The following is a 17103-nucleotide window of genomic DNA, read 5'->3' as shown; positions in this document are numbered from 1 at the left end:
CAAAAAACTACCGCTTTTTCTCTTCTGCTGCATGTCGGTTCATCAGTGCATTCAGCGCTCCTTCTATCAGCACCAGTCCTCCCTCAACACCGGCAAGGGGCCGGGCGGCGACGGAGACACGGCTTCTGTCCGGCGGCGTGATGCCGAAGAACGCTGCTTTCCGGCAGGCTGCCGCTTCAAAGGTTGAGCCGAGGATCAGATCCGGTTCTGCTGCTGCAATGTCTGCATTGATCTCTGCGGAGTTCACGGAGTACGGAACCTCCGGTGCCGGACGATCGCGGGCGAAGATCACCGGGACGTCTGACCCGAAATACCGCTCCATCATTGCCTTCGCAAACACCGCATAGCTTTCCTGCGCAGCAACTGCAACGACCGGCGGCGTGTACTTCCGCAGATACTTATCGCAGGAGTAAAACATCTGCTCCTCGGCACGCTGATGCTCCGCAAGCACCGCATCCGCGTCTGCGTTCGGGAACTGCGCGAGACACCGGTCAATCGTTTTCGGCATATCCGGAAACAGCATACTGCCGATACACGTTCCCACACCTGATGCGTAGGATGAATTTGCCGATACAGTAACCGGAGCCGCTCCCTTCCGGAGATTTTTCCAGGTATCGCGGCAGAACCTCACCGCAACAGGAATCCCGAGAAGGGCGAGCAGTCGTTCCGTCTCGTGAAGATTCCCGCGCCAGAACAGGTCCAGCAGATTGATGCCGTCGATGTTGATGCCGGGCCGATCTGCTGCAACGTCCGGCATCATCGCCTCAAACGCCTTTACCGCACCCTGCTCCGCATTTCCGCAGAAACCCGGTGCATCCACAAACATCGCTGTCTCCTCTGAAAACGCCGTCTTCAAATCCTCACCGGTCAGCGCCGGAACACAGGTGTTCACCACTGCAATCGGCCTTCCGGTCGCCGCAACCTCAGTGACAACCTCGTGTAGTCGGTCGATTGTTCCGAACACAATCTCCGACTCCAGCAGATACGTGCTGAACAGCGGCACTTTCAGTAGAGACCGCGGATAATAGTAACAACCCGACGATCCGTGAATAATTACACAGATATCCGGAAAACCCGCAAGTGTCGCCACAGCCCCGGTCATTGCACACGGCCAGACCGGATTTGCACAGGTGTTCTCAGCCATTGTTCACCGCCCGCCGCCACAAATACAGCATCTTCTCAACCCCTGCGGTACCGATGGGCAGATAAAACGGCAGCCGGATCAAAAATCCGTCCGCTCTCTCCTGCATGCCCAGCCGTGCAGCCGCTTCGCGGGCAACCGCCGTCGTTCCTGCGAACGGTTCGGCACCGAGGAATATTGTCTTTCCGGACAGATTTGAAAATTTTGAAAGCATCAACTCCTGATATGCCGTCTCCTCCGCAACTGCTGCACAAATCCGCTCCTCCGCAACACCGCAGGCAGCACCCGTCGCACGCAGAAATGCCAGACATCCGGAAAGTCCGCGGGGAAACTCAGGAATTACCGGACGACCAAACCGTTCCCCGATTATTCGTCCTGCATCTGCTGCCCGTTCATCCCGCAGAATGAAACACGCCGCCGTTCCAAGCTGCATCAGCGTCGCATAGTTACAATTTCGGCAGAATCTTATCGTGATCCGCAGTCCGAGCCTGGCAAGCAGCCGTTCCACCTCTGCATAGTTCTGATCCGCTTCCGACTCCAGATTTTTTTCCCCGACCAGAGCAACTGTCCCCGGAATCAGATCAGCAACCGGTGCACGTCTCGCGAGCGCCGCAAGCACCGCATTTTCCCCGTCCTTTGCACTGCCGCCCAGAAAGCCTGATGTCGGTACATACACAATCCGGTCCGCATACGGATGACGGGCACACACTGCACCGCAATCATCTCCGATCGTCTCGGGTACGCAGGAAGTCACCACCAGAATCAGATCAGGATTCTTTGCCGCCGCCTCATCCAGCGTTGCAGACAGTCGTTCCTCACCGCCGAAGATCACCTCGCGGTCACCAATATTGGAGACAAGAATCTCCGGGACCGTCCAGACCTCACTCTCATTTGCCATCGCATGCAGCATTGAAAACGTCTGATGCACGCAGCCCTGTGGCGCATGCACCACAGCTACCGCTCCGGGGATAAAACAGGCAACCGACAGGGCACCGCCGAGCGTGCACCCTGCCATCCGGGCTTCATAAATATTCTCTGGCAAGATGTTCCAGCTCGTCAAGTTCGAGAGCTTTCGGAATGCGCAAATCTTCATTCTCAAGAATTGTTTTTGCGCAGTTGCGGTACACTGCAGCCTGCGGTGAACGGGGGGCGTGTTCGATCACCGTCATCTGATTCACCTCGGCCGCCTGCACCGCCTTGTCGCGGGGAATAAACTGCACGAGGTTCGACCCGATCCGATGCGCAAACTCCGCAACAAGATCGCGTTCATTATCCATATTCTTTGAGTTGCAGATAACCCCTCCCAGCCTGCACCGGGCGGTACTCCGCTGCGACAGACGGGCAATTGCCTTACAGATATTGTTTGCGGCATACAGACTCATCAGCTCGCCGCTTGTCACCAGATACACCTCCTGTGCATACCCGTCCCGCATCGGCATCGCAAACCCGCCGCAGACCACATCGCCCAGCACATCGTAGACCACCACGTCGCCGTAGAGTGCTTTCATTTTTTCGAGCAGCTGAAAGGTTGCAATGATTCCCCGTCCTGCGCATCCGATTCCCGGTTCTGGTCCGCCTGCCTCAACACACCGGACACCGCCAAACCCGGTGAAGATAACATCATCGGCGGTGAGATCTTTCCTTTCATACATCTGTTCCAGAACGGTTGGAATCCAGCGTCCATGCATCAGCATCCGGGTGCTGTCGTGCTTGGGATCGCAACCGATCTGCATGACATCCAGGTTCATCTCCGAAAACGCCGCCGACAGGTTCGCGGATGTCGTGGATTTTCCGATACCTCCCTTGCCGTAGAGGGCTATCTGTCTCATTCACTACCTATTTGACCGGCATGCCACATATATCTTGACTTGTGGCAATCTTCCTTTCTTTGTTCCAACGGCAAAAAATAGTGAATGATGAGGGATGAGGAGAGGCGGCCCGCTCACTTTTTCGATGGTCCGCTTCCCAGATGCCACTCAAATCCGCGGAGCAGACCCCAGACGAGAATGATAACCGGGATGATCTCCAGTCTGCCGATCCACATTGCAAAGTACATCACGACTTTGGCGTAATCCGGCATATCAGGTCCGACAACGCCTGCCGTACTGCCATTATTGCCCACGCAGCTGAAAACATCATACATCGTTCCAATGACGTCTTTGGAGAAGTAAGGATCATGCAGAAGAATAACCAGTATTGCAACGACCAGCAGAATATACAGAATGATCAGCAGCAGAGACTTTGCAATCAGCATGTCGGCGTCCTTCCCTGCAACGGGTTTTCCATCGTGACGCATCGGAATGTAGGCACGCGGACTTACAATTGTCTTTCTGAACCACCATACCATCGCCTCAAACATCACCTGAATGCGGTCAAGCTTGATACCTCCGGATGTACTGCCTGATCCTCCTTCGATGAGAACGAACACTGCGAGGAACAGGATCATGGCAGCACTCCATCCTGCCATGGTTGTGTTCTGGAATCCGGTCGAGCTAATGGCAGTTCCGGACATAAAGAATCCTTCCCGGACAGCGTCGATCAGCGTATAGTTATTGAACAGAATCAGGTCACAGGTAAGGACCGCAGCAACGAGAAGGAAGACCCCGGCAAGCAGATGAAGAACCCGGTCGGAGAGGATCTCTTTGAAGGAACGGTTCGTGTAGACGAGATAATACAGCCGGAACGGCAATGCACCTGCAAGCATGATCGGGATAAGGACCATCTCCAGCCCGAAGTTTTGGAAATGGGAAATGCCATCTGTATAAATGGACAATCCTCCCGTGGAAATTGCACAGAATGCGACGTTTACCGCGTCCCAAAGGTCCAGGCCGGTTGCCATGATGGCAAAGAGAGAGATAATGGTGAGTACCACATAGATCTTCCACATCTGAAATGCGGTCGCGATCACACTTGGCATGAACGCTTCCGAGCGGCCTTCGGAGCGATAGAGACCGCGGGCAACAAGGCCGGACCTGCTGGCAACCGTGAGGGTGAACGCGATAATTCCAAGACCTCCGATCCACTGCATAAACGATCGCCAGAACAGCAGCGTCTTGGGCCAGTCTTCAATATTTGTCGCAAGTGTAAATCCTGTGCCGGTCCAGGCTGACATGGACTCAAATGCCGCATCAAGCAGCCCCATCCCGGTAAACAGAAAGGGCAGACATCCGAAAAAACTCACAAAGACCCAGACAAGAGCGGTTGCCGCAATGGACAAGCTGTTGCGTGCAGGCTTATTGCCTTTGGGGAGGAGCCGAAGAGAAGCGCCGAGAAGGAGAAACAGAAGTGTTGCCTGTCCCATCACGAAGAATGCATCCCATTCCTGATAGTATGCCCCGACTCCGAGCGGCAGAATGGTTGCAAGGCCTATCAGGAGAAATACTGCTCCAAGATCATGTCCGACACTTGCAAGTTCACGAAAGATGCCCATTTGATATATGATGATCGAACCTGCTCAAATATAATGATAAGGGATCATACTGATGAAATATTCAAAAATAGTTGGTTGGATATTTTTTCTGAAGACCGGGAATGAAAACAAGTACGTGATACGTGGAGTTTTTGTGGCTACTCCAAGTAAAGCTGCGTGTACCCCCTGCTCAGTTCCATTTTTCAAAAATAATGTTGCGATTTATCCTCTAAAATTCTCTGAAAATTTCAGGACATACATAGAGGAAGAGTTATTTCCCGCAAATACGCTGTGCAACCGCTGCGTAGGTCTCCATGACATCGCCCAGTTCTTTGCGGTATACATCCTTATCAAGCGAGGCACCGATCGCGCCGTGATCCCACAGCCGCAGTGAGTCCATGCTGATCTCATCGCCCAGCCGGATCATGCCGGTTGTATCCCGGCCGAACTCAAACTTCATATCGATTAAGTCCAGACCCTTTGCTGTAAGATTTTCCCGAAGAACCGCATTGATCGCAAGCGCCAGCCGTTTGATCTCCGCAAGTTCCTCTGCGGTGGCGAGATGCATTGCCAGAATAAGTTCATCGGTTACCATGGGGTCGTGACGCGAGTCATCTTTGAGATCCATCATAATCAGCGGAGGGGAAAGCGGCTGTCCTTCGGTGAACCCGTAGTTACGCACAAGCGAACCTGCTGCACGGTTGCGGACGATGACCTCCAGCGGAATCATCGAAAGCCGGCGAACCAGATGTGAGTTCGGCGTTACCTCTGCAAGGAAATGCGTCGGGATACCGGCCGCTTCAAGAAGCGGATAAAAGTATGCGGTAACCTTTGCATTGTACCCGCCTTTGCCTGCAAGGACATTCTTCTTTTGCCCGTCAAATGCAGTAATATCATCCCGAAACACCACCAGAAGCTCATCGGTTTTGTCGGTCAGATACACGGACTTTGCTTTACCCAGATAGAGAAGATCGCCCTGTTTCATCGTGTCATATTTATTGAACGGATTTTATGATAAGTGTTAGCATGACACACTATCCATACACCCGTTTTGCCAATCGCTCCACCAGCGGGAGAAGCTCCGGTGAAATCCACTCCGGGTTGCAGTACTGCGGATAGACACACAGCCGCTCCCGCAGTTCGTATCCGGCGGCAATCTCTGCCAGTGCGTCCAGTGCCGGCCAGGGATGTTCCGGGTTGATGTAATCGATCGTGACCGGCGAGACGCCGCCGAGATCCGTCACACCAAGCGGGAGAAGCCGGGCTGCATCCGCAAGGTTCGGCGGAATCTGAAGGGAGATGTCCTGCGGCAGAATCTCTGCCGCAAGCCGGATGGTGTCGGCGATGATCTCCTGCGACGCCCCCGGAACACCTGACATTTCCGTTCCCTCTTTCGGACAGAAGTTCTGGATAATCACCTCCTGAATGTGGCCGTAACGTTTGTGCAGGTCACGGATCACCGCAAGCGACTCTTCGCGGTCGGACGCAGTTTCTCCGATACCGAGCAGAAGCCCGGTCGTAAACGGAATCTTCAGTTTTCCGGCATCGGCCATCATCTCAATGCGTACCGCAGGATCTTTTCCCGGACTGTGGCGGTGTGCCGGAATGTCTGCGGTCGTCTCCAGCATCAGCCCCATACTCGCGTTCACGCACCGGAGTCGTTCCAGTTCCTCATACGTTAAAATTCCGGCGTTGGTGTGCGGCAGCATGCCAAGTTCCAGCGCCGCCCGGCTCATTGCTTCGCAGTAGGAAAGGATGTCAGGATATCCTGCCGCTTCGATATACCGCCGAAATCCCGGTTCGTTTTCCGGCCGTTCCCCGAACGTGAACAATGCCTCGGTACAGCCGAACTCCGCTCCGCGGCGAAGTGTGGCGAGAACCTCCGTCTCCGGCATCACACAGCCGTCGGCGACGGATGCCTTAAACGAACAGTATCCGCAGGCGTTTGCACATACATTCGTCAGCGGGAGAAACACATTCCGGGAAAACGTAATCGTCCGGGACATAGCTGTTCTAAGATTGGGTGCTGAACGCATATGAACCTGATCGGTTTTTTCAAAAAAAAGATTAGAGGGAACGTCCGCCTTCGGCGTCATACCCGGCAAAGGTCAGAAGCAAGGGGAGATTCTTTGCAAGCGTTTTCTTTTTGTCCGCTTCATGCACAATCTGTTTCACCAAATTCCAGTCATCCAGAACCGGATCAAATGCATTCGTCCCGTCTATGGGATGAAGAAGTACATTCAGCGTGCAGAAGATAAGGCCTCCCACGGTTGACGTATGAATATGCAGCGCATACTGATTCCTGTTTTCTTCCGCTGACTGTCTCCCCCAGTGAAGCAGTGCCGCAAAATCAAAAGTATCTTTGTCGGAGAGACGCGGAGAGTAGAACGGCAGTGAATGACTGCGGAAGCACTCCCGCAGTGCTTCCTCGGAGACGGAATCTGCGGTGCAGATGCCGTCCTGCATCCATGAGACGGTGTTGTTCGACGGATCAAAGATCAGTGTTTCAATGTACTTGTCGCGATCGGTGTAAACCTGCTTTGGTGCAAGGGGAAGACCGTCCTCATAGGGTTCATTGGTCATCAGTCTGCCGGGCAGATGAAACAGCAAACCATAGTTCTGGTCCATGGTTTTGCTGTTCTCGGCATTCATGAGTGACAGAGCAACATGATCCCAATCTTCCCGGAGTTCATCAACGACCCCCTCCGGCGTTTCACACGGATGCAGGGCGAGATTGATCGTACAGCACCGGTATCTGCCGATAGTTGTCATGAGTATATCGTTCGTTTCGGCTTCATGCACCGCCAATGCGAGAATATCCGAAAAACGGACACTCCCGTCATCATGCCGGAGAAGTGGTGAGTAGAACCACAGTGGAGATCTGCGGCAGTACGCCAACAACACCTCATCAGAGATGGAATCTGCTGCACAGATGCCGTCCTGCACCCAGGACACCGTGTTTTCTGCCGGATCAAAGACCAGCGTGTCCACATACTTGTCAATATACTCGTGATGCCACATACTCAGACACTCATAATTCCTGCAAGATTCATTGGATACACCAGATAGTGACAATGTGGACTATCGCCATTTAGATCATGCATCTGAGTTCCATCAAGATTTCTCGGATGACAATGTCTGACTTGCGGTTGACCTGATACGATTGGATCATCGTTGGGACTTGCAGTAACAAAGCCAGATCCACCTCTTGCAAGGGAAACTGCTTCACATAACCGTTCTGCGGAAGCTTGATTTATGGTCAGTACATGTCCGTTACCACTATCACCGCGACCAACAGTGTTTGTGTTGAGAGCATTAACCATATACGCTGTGGCTTCCTGTAAATTCATCGGTCTATCATAAGATATCATATGATGTTTTCCACTTTTTTTGTCCTTAAAATATATCCCTAATTGATCTCTTTCCTCAGTAGTCGCATAACTTTGGTATTCGGAATAAGCAGTAATTAATCTAAGTTTTGGGGTTTCATTTTTGATTTTTTCCCACCCCTCACCAGTTGCTTCTGATAATAGGGCAGCCACCGTATCATAATAAGCATCCTCCTGGGGATTCGCCCCAAACTGAGACTGATACTCACTCTTAAGGACGTATGTAGTTTCAGTACCGGAAACGGTTTTTTCAACGGACCCGCTCTGAACCTGACTCTCCAGATTATTTACGATTAAGTAGGCTGATACACCCGTGAGAAGCCCCCCGATAATAGCAGTACCAGCATAAACATACGCTCCTATCTGAGGGCCCACCGAAACAAATATAGGAGCGGCCCACACCAATCTCGGCTGAGGATTATTTGCATCCGCATTTTCTTCTAATCCATAATTGTCCGGGGAACCGGCCATTACTGGCTGGAACAACGCAGTAACGAGCAGAAGTGTAAGCAATATGCTCACAAATTTGATAATTTTTTTCTTGTTCATGGTAATATCTCACATTCCAGATTTTTCAGATACCATTAGATAGAATCTAAGGGAACACATGACCATGGTTCATCTCACACAGCTGATACACATACTCGTTCTTTGAAGTATATATCATCATTGACCAAAGACTCATCACCCCAAGACACAACAGAATGTGCGAAAATAAAGAATACGTCCGGATGAACCATCATCACCCACGGACATCTCAGACAAAAAACAGGAATGCTCTTACTCCTGCTCATCCTCCCGAATCATCCTTCCCATCGCAAGAAATGCCACCGCAACCACCAGCAGAACCGCCGCGCCAAGATACAGCACGCCCACCCATTCGCCGTCTCCGGTCAAAAGTCCGGCAATTGCAGCAATGATTGCAGCAAGTAAAAATCCCTTGCCCCAGAAACGACAGAACTGTTTATAGGATAACACCATTACTATTCCATTGTGTTCGCATGGAAAATATATCTCTCCCCGCGTACAATAGGGAGTAACGTATGTTTGATCTTCTGCTGAACCTCATCGCTGAAGGAGTTGCCTGGTTTTTCCTCCTTATCGTTCTCCTCGTGGACCTTGGTGCCTGCATAACCCTGCTGTTTCTCGAACGAAGAAACCCGCAGGTGGTTGCCGGCTGGCTGCTCCTGATTCTCTTCCTGCCCATCATCGGATTCGTCGTCTACCTTTTCTTTGGCAGACACCTCTACGGGGAACACATCTTCAGCAAAAAAACCGCAGCCGACGAAGGCATCTCCGGCATCGCAAAGGATCAGTACCAAAAAATTCTCGAAAAGGATATGAACCTGCCGCCGGAGATTGAACGCTTCGACAGCACCATGGCACTGCTCCTCAATCAGGACAATGCTGCCTACTCGGACAACAACGCGGTTGACGTTTACGTTCACGGCGAGGACAAGTTTTCCGCATTCAAAGAAGCGATCAAATCCGCGCAGCATCACATCCATATGGAATACTATATTCTCCGGGGTGACGAACTCGGCCGCGAGATCATCGACCTCCTAACCGAACGTGCCGCAGCAGGCGTGGAAGTGCGGGTGCTCTTTGATGCGGTCGGGGTGCAGAAGGTAAAACGCGAGTTCTTCGCAAACCTCCGGGCGGCGGGCGGGCAGGTTGCAATCTTCTTCCCGCTGAAGATTCCGTTCCTTAACACCCGCATCAACTTCCGCAACCACCGGAAAATTCTGGTGGTGGACGGCAAAACCGGATTCATCGGCGGATTCAACATCGGTGACGAGTATCTCGGCAAAGGCCCGCTTGGCTACTGGCGTGACACCCATCTGCGGCTCCACGGCGGAGCGGTTGCAAGTCTTCAGACGCGGTTTATCATGGACTGGAATTATGCAGTGCCCGACTCCCCGGTAATTGTCGGTGAGAACTGCCCGTATTATCCGGTGAAGGAACTCAGCCTCCCGTACGGTACGTCCGGCGTACAGATCGCCTCCTCGGGCCCGGACTCTTCCGGCCGGGCAATCTATGCAGGATTTGTCAGCCTGATCGGGCACGCCCGAAAATCCATCTACATTCACTCGCCGTATTTCATTCCGGATGAGACGATCTTCACCTCACTTCTGATGGCAGTTCGTTCCGGTATTGATGTGCGGATCGTCATCCCCTGCAAACCGGATCATCCGTTTGTGTACTGGGCGAGTTACTCGTATCTCGGCGATCTGATCCGGGCGGGAGCAAAAGGCTATACCTATGATAACGGGTTCATTCACAGCAAGACCGCGATCATTGATGGTGTGGCGTCTGCTATCGGTACGGCAAACTGGGATATCCGCAGTTTCAAACTGAACTTTGAGACGGATGCTTTCGTGTATGACGAGGCGTTCGGTCGGAAAATGGATGAGATCATGGTAAAAGAGATGGAGGAGAAGTGCACGCTGGTGACGGTTGAGATGTACAACAACCGCCCGAAATGGATCAAGGTCAAGGAAGGTATCTGCCGTCTGGTCTCACCGCTGCTGTAGTCAACCTCCTCTTTTTTTGTGAACAAAAATCTGCAAACAATGTTTTTCAGAAATTGCCGCAGAATTTGCGGAAATCTTATCCCTGCCAACATTTCAAAACGAATTCCTGGCCAATGATATTATATAGGGGATATCAGTATATCCTGGGCAAAAATCGGAGAAAAACCGGCACAAAATAAAAATTTATCATTATCCTCTGTTTGGAAAAATAACAAAAAAATCTATGGATAAAAAATATAACCGGAAAATAAATCCGGCAGATGTGAAAAATAAACCCGAGAAAACACGCAACAAAAAAATAACTCCGGAAACAAAAATTTCCTGGCATCCGGGAAAAAATCACCCACAAACACCATCCACAAAAAACGGAATTCGAGTTTGTGATCAATCATATTAAATATAATATAAATACGCAGAAAATCGGTTCCGATACAACACCATCCCCAAATCCTGAAAATGCTGAAAACATCTTAAATCAAAAATTTAATCCATTTTGACGCAAATTTCGAAACTTCACACGGTGACTGATGAGACTTTGGTCAATGTATTTATATACTACTTATACGAAGATCAGAGCGAGTCAGGAAAAATTGTGACCGCTGCAACAAATCCTCATGCCAGAAAATACTCCGAAAGGCAACTGTATCCAAAAAACCAGCGGAAACAGAAATTTAAAGAGATTCCCGGACACATTCAAACGAAATTTCATTCGCACAAAACAGCATGGGATGAAATGCTCAACCATATTAAATAGAGGAAACACGCGAAGTAACTCGGATACCCCGTCAATTCAGAACACTCTCAAAAAAACCGCATCAGACAACCGTAATTTACTATTCAATTCACTACGCAAAATATTTCAAAACATCACATTGCAAAAAACTATACTTTGTCCAATGTAGTTATATACATCCTATCAATGTCCGGTAATCGGGGCAGCTGTACTGCTTGCAATCACGAAGCGGACTGCGGTGTCCGGCAGTGTTGATGATAATCTCATCGATGCTGCCGCCGCTCTTCTTCCGCAGATAACCGTCGTGAAAGATACAATCCCCTTCCACGCAGCAGGAGGAGTTACCGGGATGCATGATGCCACAGAAGGCGACATGCTCGGTGAAATTCCAAATCAGTCGAAAATACTGGAAATTCTGGACATTTACAAAAAATTATAACCCTGTCTCAACAACGCAGAAACTATCATCCGTCATTCCGAAAAACAGATAGATACAATGGAGTAATTCAAAAAATCCGTGGAAACAAATTCTTTTCAAAATTCCAAAGAAATACACGCTCCTTCTCTGCTCAAAAAAATCTCCTTGTGAGAGTATGCTCAATATTTATTTATACAAGTAATTCGCAAAAAAACCGGCATCTCATACAAAACACACCAAAACAAAAAAACTCACACAAACAACCAAGATCCGCAGCATCTCCCAAAATAATCCGTATCTCCCCGTTCCGTCACTAAAAGAAACGAGAGAATGACCAATGTATTAATATACAGCATAATAAGAGAACCCTCGAAAAAAAGAAAATTAGTTGGCCGGTGCAATACTGATCGAAACCTTCAGCCCATCAATCTCCCACTCGGTTGAAAGGAGCGGATTACGCGTCGCCCCGCAGCTCTGCAACGCCGAAATCACAAGAACGGACGCCCGTACCTCATCGGCAATCAGATCATGCAGCCGATCAACCAGCTCCGCAACACGTTTATCCAGCACCACAACCTCGCACGAAATCTTCGCATCCACCGCAAGACCTGCCTGCTTACGCATCTCCTGAATCCGGCGGATAACCTCACGGGCGTATCCCTCCGACTCAAGCTCAGGCGTCAGCGCAACATCCACATACACCATATTACCCTCTCCGAGCGGCGAAGAAAACACATTCTCCGGCATCCGCTCCTCAAACGTCATATGTTCTGCGGTCAGCTCCGCAGCAAAACCCTCCCGCTCCATGACAACCTTCCCCTCGCGGGCGAGGGCAGCTTTCAGAACAGTTCCGTCCGACTCCTCAATGAACGCCTTCACCTTCGGACCATCCCGGCCGAACTGCTTCCCGATAGCCTTCATCACCGGCAGAGCCGTCCACTCCACCCGATCCCAGACACCCGTCACCGTCCTCACCGACCGTGCATTTGCCCGGTCGCAGCAGAGATCATTCATCACCGAAACCGCATCCGCAACCGCCGAAGACGAGGTGGCAACTACAACCTCACCTACCGGCCAGCGGCCCTTACGCTTCCCGTTCTGCCGGGCGTTCGCCACCGCCTCATCGAACTCCTGCACAATCTCCATCTCCTCCTCAAGAGCAGAATCGATCAGCTGCGCATTCCCAGCAAACCAGTCCTGCATATGTACAGACTCCGGTTCATCCGCAAGCCGCAGATTCTGATACATCTCTTCCGTGATATGCGGCGCAAACGGCGCAAGAATCACGAGCAGTCTGCGCAGAACATAGTACATCGTATCATACGCCTGCTTTTTGGAAACCGAATCCTCCTCAAGCCACATCCGGGGCCGCACCAGCTGCACATACCAGCGTGACAGCTCATCCAGGACAAACGTAGCAATCGGCCGGGTTGCCCGGTGCAGATTGCAGACCTCCATCTCCTTCGTGACCTGCGCCGCAAGCGAGTTCACGCGGCTCACCAGCCAGCGATCCTCGCGGCCGAACGCCGCAAGGTGGTCTTCGACCACCGACGGGTCCCACACTCCTGCGGCGGTCGCCGCAGGAGTGTAGCCGTCCAGCTGCATATACGGCAGCGGGAACCGGTACACATTCCACAGCACGTTAAACATCCGGTGCGTTGTCTTCACGCCCTCCATTGAGAACCGTAGATCATCCCAGGGTGCACTCGCCGACAGAATATACTGCCGCAGCACATCCACCCCGAACTGGGAGATAACATCCTCCGGTGCAATCACGTTTCCCAGACTCTTACTCATCTTCTTCCCGTTTGCATCCAGCGCAAATCCGTGCATCAGCACGGATTTGTACGGGGCCTTCCCGAACGCAATCGTCGAGAGTGCGAGCTGCGAATAGAACCACCCGCGGGTCTGATCCTGGCCTTCCAGAATAAACTCCGCCGGCCAGTCCTTCTCGAACGCCTCCGTCTGCTGCGGGAACCGCAGTGTTGCCCACGAAGCAACACCGGAATCATACCAGACATCAAAGATATCCGGCACCCGTTTCATGGTGCCGCCGCATTCGCACGGGATGGTGATGTCATCGACGTAAGGCCGGTGCGGATCGGTCATCTTCTGACCGGACAGCGCTTCCAGCTCAGCATAGCGGCCCACCACATGGTATTTGTTGCAGACCGGGCAGACCCAGACCGGAATCGGAATACCCCAGTACCGCTGACGAGAGATACACCAGTCGCGTGCTTCCTCGATCCAGTCGTGGAACCGGGCCGAACCTGCCCAGTCGGGATACCACGTGACCTCGTCTGCGATCTCTTCCAGCATCTTGTCACGGACATCCTTTGCCTTGAGGAACCACTGGGATGTTGCCCGGTAGATAATCGGCGTCTTGCATCTCCAGCAGTGACCGTAACGGTGAGTAATCTTGCGTTTGGCAAGCATCGCAGAACCAAGTGCTTCGATTACTTTGGTGTTGGTCTCTTCGTCCTTGACGTAGAGTCCTGCAAAGATGCCGGCCTCTTCGGTGAAGTTGCCGTTGCCGTCCACCGGGCAGACGATCGGGAGGTTCTCGCGGAGACCGACGAGATAATCATCCCAGCCGTGACCGGGTGCGATGTGCACCATTCCGGTGTTTTCCATCGCGACGTAGTCTGCAATAACGACGCGGTGTTCGATCTGTTTCTGAAGGGGAACCTGACTCTCAAGCGGGGAGGTGTATTTTGTTCCGGCAAGTTCTGCGCCGGTCTTCGTTTCCACCACCGAGTAGTCCTGATATTTTCCGTATTTGAGGATCTGTTCGGCGAGGTCTTTGGCAATCCAGAGGTCTTCGGTGACACCGTCCTTTACCGCCCGGACTCTTGCATAGACGAAATCTTTGCCGACGGCAACGGCGATGTTTGCCGGAAGAGTCCAGGGAGTGGTTGTCCAGATGACGAGGTATTCGTTGTCGCGGCCAATGATCGGGAACTTGACGAAGATGGACGGGTCGGTTTCGTCCCAGTATTCGACTTCGGCGTCAGCAATGGCGGTTCCGCAGCGGGGACACCAGTTGACGACGCGGCTGCCGCGTTCGAGCATGTGCTCTTCTTCGCAGCGTTTGAGGGTGTACCAGGCGGCTTCGATGTATCCGGAGTCAACCGTCTGGTAGGGGTCGTCGAAGTCCATCCAGACACCGAGGTTTTTGAACTGGTCGCTCATCAGGTCTTTGTGGGTGAGGGCGAACTCGCGGCATTCTTCGATGAAGTTTGCAACACCGTGCTTTTCGATGTCGGCTTTGTTTTTGAATCCGAGTTTCTCCTCGACCTTGACCTCGATGGGGAGACCGTGCATGTCGTAGCCGGCACGCTCCACGATGTTTTTGCCGGTCATGGAGTGGTAGCGCAGAATGCTGTCTTTGAGGATTTTGTTCCAGGCGGTGCCTAAGTGGATGTAGCCGGTAGTATAGGGCGGCCCGTCCACAAAGAGCCAGGGGCGGCCTGCACTGCGGAGCGCCCGGGTTTTCCGGTAGGTGTTGTGGTCGTCCCAGTATTGGCGGACGTTGGATTCTACGTTTGCAGCAACGTAGCTTTCGGTGACTTCTTTCACAGTATTTTCCTCGTGGATAGTGTCTGTATATGTTGGCGGTGATGATAGATAGTGATTTGGGCGGGTTACGGGAGGAGTAGGAGGTCCCGCAGTTCTGCGGGATTCCGGACGGCCCCGTCTTCCCCTTTTTCAAACGTTCCGTATGCGGCATGCACCGCCCGCATACCTGCCTCCCGGGCGGGAATAACGTCGCGGTCGAGCCGGTCCCCGATCATGATGGTGTCCGCGGCGGCGACACCGAGCAGCTGAAGCGTTTTCTGATAGACGGCGGGGTCGGGTTTTTTGATGCCGAATGTTTCCGGGGTGACGACCGCTTCGAAGAAGTCGGCGATGCCGAGTAGGTCCAGTCGCAGGTGTGCTTCGGCGGAGTCGGAGTTGGTGATGACGGCAAGCCGGACGCCGGCGGTTTGCAGGGCGAAAAGGAGGTCCGGGATGCCGGGGAAAGGAGTGATGCAGCTGCGTTCCAGGGTGTGGTAGAGCCGGGCGGCTGCGGGGAGTGCGGCAAGGTTGTTCTGTCCGGTAAGGTGGGCGGTAAGGACGTTTTCCGCCATGGCGGGTTTGTCGTTGTGGAGGAAGAGGAACGGGAGGGCGCCGGAGGCATCGTTAAGCCATGCGGCAACGGTGGAGACGGCGGTGAGCCGGGCAGCTATCAGGCTGTGGAGAGTGTTGTCGAGGTCGAAGAGGACGGCACGGGGGAGGAATGACATTTCTATACTGATTGGGCGCCTTTGGATGATGAATATTTCATACCACAGTGACCGGATTTTTCTTCTCCTGAACACATTTCATTCCCCCACGATCACCTATAAATGCAATACAAACAACATACATATCAGGTACAAAATCCATGCCAAAAACCTCCTCCCTCAGCATACGCGTCGACAGCGAAACAAAAGACAAAGCAGAAGCCGTCTGCAAAGAACTCGGAACAAATCTCTCCAACGCCGTCAACATCTTCCTCGCCTCCCTTGTCCGATGCAATGGATTTCCCTTTGAACTCAGAATAGAAACACCAAACGACGAAACCCTGCAGGCAATGCAGGAAGCACGAAATATTTCCGGCGACACAACCGTTAAACGCTACAAAAATACAGACAGCCTCATGAAAGACCTGCTGGACTAACCAATGTATGCAATTACGACAACCAGCAGGTTCAAAAAAGATGTGAAAGTTTTGCAAAAACGAGGATATGATCTGACGCTCCTGACCGGCGTCATTGAGCTTCTTGTACAGGGGGAGAGACTTCCGAGGAATTATCTTGACCACGGGCTAAACGGGGAATGGTCGGACTTTCGTGAGTGCCACATTCAGCCGGACTGGATACTCATCTACCGAATAGATGATGAAATGCTCGTCCTTACGCTGACCCGAACCGGGACCCACAGCGATCTTTTCTGAACCTCATATTTCCACAACCTCCGCTTCAATGGAGGGCCGCAGACAGGTTACGAGGATGTCCACATCACTTTTGTGAGTGTCCTCTTCCCGGATGACCGAACCAAAGACGCCAATGGTGGCAACGCCATAGACGTCCTGTAAGGTATGCATCTCACGGGAGAGAGTTTGCAGAACGAAGGGCCGGATTGTCTGGTACGCAGGAGGCATGGTCATCACAGGGTTTTGGATATACTGCTTTTTTGGTGCGGGAGATAATGATGGTTACGACGAAAACCTTTACAAAAAATCTAATGAGAATGAAAAAATTATATTCGTAAACAATACCACGTTTTGAACTCTGTATAGAGTGGTTCTGTAGGATAGATTTTAATGGTGAGGTGACGTGATTTGTTGAAACATTTCTCTATATTCTGATGGAAATCATGTGATTGGGCAACTTGTATTATTCTTTCAGTGTGGAGGGTAAACTGGTGCTCCGGGATATTGGCCTGTACTGCCCAG

Annotated in this window: 17 protein-coding genes; 5 read left to right on the top strand and 12 right to left on the bottom strand. The window is 52.0% G+C overall.

The window, feature by feature from the left end:
• Nucleotides 1-7 precede the first annotated feature (7 nt).
• From O0S10_RS03200 to O0S10_RS03160, 9 genes are all read right to left on the bottom strand, one after another.
• On the bottom strand, nt 8-1144 hold the full coding sequence (locus O0S10_RS03200) for a nitrogenase component 1 (RefSeq protein ID WP_268924460.1): 1137 nt from the start codon (nt 1142-1144) through the stop codon (nt 8-10).
• Nucleotides 1137-2183, bottom strand: a complete 1047-nt coding sequence (locus O0S10_RS03195; RefSeq protein WP_268924459.1) for a nitrogenase component 1 — start codon at nt 2181-2183, stop codon at nt 1137-1139. Before O0S10_RS03195 ends, O0S10_RS03200 begins: the two co-directional genes overlap by 8 nt.
• Nucleotides 2164-2970 (bottom strand): Ni-sirohydrochlorin a,c-diamide reductive cyclase ATP-dependent reductase subunit, encoded by an 807-nt coding sequence (cfbC, locus tag O0S10_RS03190; RefSeq protein WP_268924458.1) that lies wholly within the window; start codon nt 2968-2970, stop codon nt 2164-2166. The genes O0S10_RS03195 and cfbC overlap by 20 nt, the downstream gene beginning before the upstream one ends.
• 113 nt (nt 2971-3083) lie before the next feature.
• Entirely contained in the window at nt 3084-4571 is a 1488-nt protein-coding gene (locus tag O0S10_RS03185; RefSeq protein WP_268924457.1) for a TrkH family potassium uptake protein, read from the bottom strand.
• Nucleotides 4572-4821: 250 nt separating this feature from the next.
• Nucleotides 4822-5535, bottom strand: coding sequence for a phosphoribosylaminoimidazolesuccinocarboxamide synthase (gene purC / locus O0S10_RS03180; RefSeq protein ID WP_268924456.1), 714 nt, complete (start codon nt 5533-5535; stop codon nt 4822-4824).
• A 49-nt stretch (nt 5536-5584) separates the two neighbouring features.
• Nucleotides 5585-6556 (bottom strand): 7,8-didemethyl-8-hydroxy-5-deazariboflavin synthase CofG, encoded by a 972-nt coding sequence (cofG, locus tag O0S10_RS03175; protein WP_268924455.1) that lies wholly within the window; start codon nt 6554-6556, stop codon nt 5585-5587.
• A 61-nt stretch (nt 6557-6617) separates the two neighbouring features.
• A complete protein-coding gene (locus tag O0S10_RS03170) occupies nt 6618-7571 on the bottom strand; it encodes a hypothetical protein (protein WP_268924454.1) in 954 nt (317 codons plus the stop codon).
• Nucleotides 7572-7573: 2 nt separating this feature from the next.
• Nucleotides 7574-8488: a hypothetical protein gene (locus O0S10_RS03165; RefSeq protein WP_268924453.1), complete on the bottom strand. Its 915-nt coding sequence runs from the start codon at nt 8486-8488 to the stop codon at nt 7574-7576.
• A gap of 231 nt (nt 8489-8719) precedes the next feature.
• A complete protein-coding gene (locus O0S10_RS03160) occupies nt 8720-8920 on the bottom strand; it encodes a hypothetical protein (RefSeq protein ID WP_268924452.1) in 201 nt (66 codons plus the stop codon).
• Between the two features lie 62 nt (nt 8921-8982).
• Here O0S10_RS03160 and cls point away from each other — a divergent pair, with 62 nt between their 5' ends.
• The 3 genes from cls (at nt 8983) to O0S10_RS03145 (ending at nt 11645) form a co-directional block, all read left to right on the top strand.
• Entirely contained in the window at nt 8983-10473 is a 1491-nt protein-coding gene (gene cls / locus O0S10_RS03155; protein WP_268924451.1) for a cardiolipin synthase, read from the top strand.
• 223 nt (nt 10474-10696) lie between these two features.
• The gene (locus O0S10_RS03150; protein ID WP_268924450.1) at nt 10697-10870 is read left to right on the top strand and encodes a hypothetical protein; all 174 of its coding nucleotides are present in this window, start codon (nt 10697-10699) and stop codon (nt 10868-10870) included.
• Between the two features lie 574 nt (nt 10871-11444).
• Complete coding sequence (locus O0S10_RS03145; RefSeq protein ID WP_268924449.1) at nt 11445-11645, top strand: hypothetical protein; 201 nt, start codon at nt 11445-11447, stop codon at nt 11643-11645.
• A 363-nt stretch (nt 11646-12008) separates the two neighbouring features.
• On the opposite strand, the gene ileS is transcribed toward O0S10_RS03145, so the two are convergent.
• Together ileS and O0S10_RS03135 are read right to left on the bottom strand one after the other, a co-directional pair.
• Nucleotides 12009-15203, bottom strand: a complete 3195-nt coding sequence (gene ileS, locus O0S10_RS03140; RefSeq protein WP_268924448.1) for an isoleucine--tRNA ligase — start codon at nt 15201-15203, stop codon at nt 12009-12011.
• 65 nt (nt 15204-15268) lie between these two features.
• A complete protein-coding gene (locus O0S10_RS03135) occupies nt 15269-15910 on the bottom strand; it encodes an HAD family hydrolase (RefSeq protein ID WP_268924447.1) in 642 nt (213 codons plus the stop codon).
• Nucleotides 15911-16050: 140 nt separating this feature from the next.
• Between O0S10_RS03135 and O0S10_RS03130 the strand changes: the two genes are divergently transcribed.
• On the top strand, nt 16051-16326 hold the full coding sequence (locus O0S10_RS03130) for a type II toxin-antitoxin system RelB/DinJ family antitoxin (RefSeq protein ID WP_268924446.1): 276 nt from the start codon (nt 16051-16053) through the stop codon (nt 16324-16326).
• Between the two features lie 3 nt (nt 16327-16329).
• Nucleotides 16330-16602, top strand: a complete 273-nt coding sequence (locus O0S10_RS03125; RefSeq protein ID WP_268924445.1) for a type II toxin-antitoxin system YafQ family toxin — start codon at nt 16330-16332, stop codon at nt 16600-16602.
• Nucleotides 16603-16605: 3 nt separating this feature from the next.
• On the opposite strand, the gene O0S10_RS03120 is transcribed toward O0S10_RS03125, so the two are convergent.
• Nucleotides 16606-16809 (bottom strand): nucleotidyltransferase family protein, encoded by a 204-nt coding sequence (locus O0S10_RS03120; RefSeq protein WP_268924444.1) that lies wholly within the window; start codon nt 16807-16809, stop codon nt 16606-16608.
• Between the last annotated feature and the right edge of the window lie 294 nt (nt 16810-17103).

The sequence above is a fragment of the Methanocorpusculum petauri genome (assembly GCF_026891975.1).
GTDB lineage: Archaea > Halobacteriota > Methanomicrobia > Methanomicrobiales > Methanocorpusculaceae > Methanocorpusculum > Methanocorpusculum petauri.
Note: the sequence above shows the minus strand (reverse complement) of the source record. Positions and strands in the feature narration are given on the sequence as shown.